Here is a 3,367-nt window from a genome sequence, read left to right as displayed (position 1 = left end):
AAATAAATATCACGATAAAAGATGCTCTTATGCCGGTTTACGCACTTCAAAATGTTGACATTTTATACCCAAAAAAAATAATGCAAACATTGATTGGAATGAGTGAAAAAGATTTGCAAAATATTTGAAACAAAAATGCAAGCGAACTTTATGAAATTTTGAACAAATTTTTAAATGAAGATAATGAAATAAATAGAGGGAAAATAAAAAAACAAATTAAGGATAAAATTAAAAATCACCAAATTAAATGCTTTAAAAAGGTGGGTAATGAAATGAACGGAAATAAAAAGATTTCTGATAGAGTTTATTTTTATAGGGATGTATATCAAAATTGAGCAATTAGTAAATTAATTTTAGAAAATAAAAAAATGTTATGATCTGCAACAGAAGAAAAGAGAAAAGATAAGGATTATGTTTTAAAAAGTGGAGCTAATAATAGCCTTACCAAGAGTTATGGATATTTACTTTCAACTAATGAGATAAATAACTATTTAAATTTAAAACAACACGAAATAATTGATGACACAAAACCATATATTTATTGAAATTGACAGTGGTCTTACAATAAATATATTGGTCATGCAAGTCGGAAAATAGGTGAGGAAAATTTAATAAAAATAGATTTAACATCAGCCTTTGATAATATGACGGGTGATATTTATGAAAATAAGTTGATGGAATTACTAAATTTCATCAATAAAATAGATAGCCCCCAAGAAACTAATCAATACAATTTACAAAAAGAAACTCCGCCTGAAGGATTCCAATTCGAAAATAAAAAAAGATATGAAGGTATAAAATATGGTTTTATTTTAGAATCATATTTATTAGCCAATATAAACTTTATTGATTACAAAGAAGAACTTTTTAAAGCAATTATCCAACACTTTGAAAGTGTTGGATATGAAGATATGACTGTAATATCCTATGTTGACGATACATACATATCTTTTAAAAACAACGATGTAACTCTTGAAAGATGAGAGAAATTCCAAGAAAAATGAAATAAAGATCAAGAAAATAAAGGAAAAAAAGAATCGAAATTTATAATAAACGAAAGCAAGACAATTTTTTATGAAAAAGGTGACGTTTCATCCTTAGTTAAAGACTCAACATGATCTGCAGGTCAAACAATTGGCGGGGAAGGTCTTTATAAAGGTGCTGATTTAAACTCTATAGACGGTATTGATGAAATTATTAATTCAAGAGAATTGAATAAAAATAGAATTAATCATCTTAAAAAAGAGTTTGAAAATACATATTTCATTACTAAAGATTCTGGTGAAAAATATACAAATTTAGAAAAAAGAGAAAGAGTTATGGAAATTTTGAGTAATAAATATTCTCATACTTTTTTCAATGCATATGCAAAAAAGAATGATTATATGAGTTTTAAAAATATTTTTGATAGTTTTATGCAAATGATCCAAGAGTTATTCCGTGGAGAGTTTAAAAACAAACTTCTACTTAAGTTTGCAGATACCTTGATTAGAGTTAGGTCTTCCTCTTCATTGGTTTCATCTTTTATAGAAACAAACATACAAATAATAATAAATAGTATAGGGGCAGCAAAACTTGGTGAACATATGTTTGACACAACAAAAATCATTAAACATGAATATGAACTAAGTGGGTATAAAATCAATACAAGCCTTGAAGAATCTATTGTAAGGCTAATTTATATATGTTGGTTTATTTCTGAAAAAAATAGAAGAAAATCAAGTGAATATGGTGAGGAAGATTTCAATTTGAATAACTATCTAATTGCCAAGCAAGAAGAAATGAATAATTTCAAAGATGATCACATGAAAATATTGGATTTATTCAATAATTTTATAAAAGGGTCAAAGGAAGAGGAAGAACAAACCTTGGATGAAATAGATAAATCTTTCTTATCTTTGTATAGTCGTCAGTTGATTGACTTTATAAGTTGCAAGGAGGGGACGCTATTGTCTGAAAGAATAAATCTTGCAAAAAGAATGTCTCATTCTAGAATAACTTTCGCAAAAAATATAGTTCGTATTGGTAGACATATTTTATTGTATGAATTTTCTGATGGGGCAAGATTTAAACCAACTTTATTTGCTAAAGTAAATGCAAGTGATTTGGAAGTATTCTCAAATATGATTAGAACTACAAGATATTCGAATACTAGTTCGATAACTGGAGGCTTGGGAAGTGCAAGGGAAGAAGAAGCACATTTTGCCAAAGTTGATATGTTGATGTTGATTAGGGAGTATGTCAAATTATTGTGAAAAAATGGTTCAAGAGAACTTGAACACTTTTCAAATCATGGTGTAGAACACTCTGACTCAATACTTGATAAGTGTATTCCGCTAATGAGTGCAATTAATAACATCGACCCCTTTGCGGTCATCATTTCAATTTATATGCATGATATTGGATTGCTTGATGACGAATCATTTTTCAATAAAAACAATTTTTATAAATTTTTCGCACAAAAAATAGAAAATGATATCGACCTTATTAAGGTTTATACTGACTTTAAGGACTCTATGTCAGCAACATCGAGAGAAAATCATGGTGACACTTCAGCTTTTTTTATAAATCAGCTTTACAATAGTTTTAATGTGAGGGGAAGTGATATTTCAAAGAAACAAAAAAATATTTCTGCAAAAGCATCTGCAATACATAATGGTAGTCACGCAACATATATTTCCGTAGGACAATTAGAAAATAAAGAATATTTTTTAATTTCTTTATTCGATTTACTCGATATTAATTGAGAGAGAATCGAAAGACCTTTAGCCAGCATTGGGACTTCAACGGCGTCTCCAACTACAAAGAAGTTTTGAATTAAAGATTTATTAGTTAATCATTCTAATGTGATTTTCAATACAAGCAATATTGAAAAGAATATAGAAACTATGAAAAAAACTAAGAAAATTAATTTGGAATATGATTGAGAAATTGAAATGCATCAAGAAATGTTCTGCAAAATAATAGAAATAGCACAAAGAACCATTGAGGATTTATTGGAAAATGGTCAAAATGATATGCCACTTTCTAAGAAAGAAAATGAAAAAATAATAATAATTAAAGAGAATTTGAAAGAGATAATTCTATTTAATTTATTTGAAACTGAAATTCAGTATGGTGACTCAAGATTTCAAGGTGTGGAATTCGGAAAAGAATACAATATTTTTGAAAAGATGGGTATTGAATCACATGTCATTAAATTTAAGTGGAGGTCTGAAATTAGGGCGTTTGACTATAAAACCATAAAACTTAAAAATGGGGCGCCTAATAATCAAATGTGACTCAAGGAGGTTTATGGTAATAAAAATTTCATCAAATCTTTATATGGTGTATTTGAGAAAGTTTTCTTTAAAGAATTATTAAAGAA

1 protein-coding gene is annotated in these 3,367 nt (G+C 27.7%); it reads left to right on the top strand.

The window, feature by feature from the left end:
• On the top strand, positions 1 to 3,367 hold a 3,367-nt coding region (locus tag C4B24_RS04990), incomplete at both ends, for an HD domain-containing protein (protein ID WP_168388356.1).

It is taken from the genome of Mycoplasma marinum, from assembly GCF_004335975.1.
GTDB lineage: Bacteria > Bacillota_I > Bacilli_A > Mycoplasmatales > Metamycoplasmataceae > Mycoplasma_K > Mycoplasma_K marinum.
This window is presented reverse-complemented; position numbering and strand designations above follow the sequence as displayed.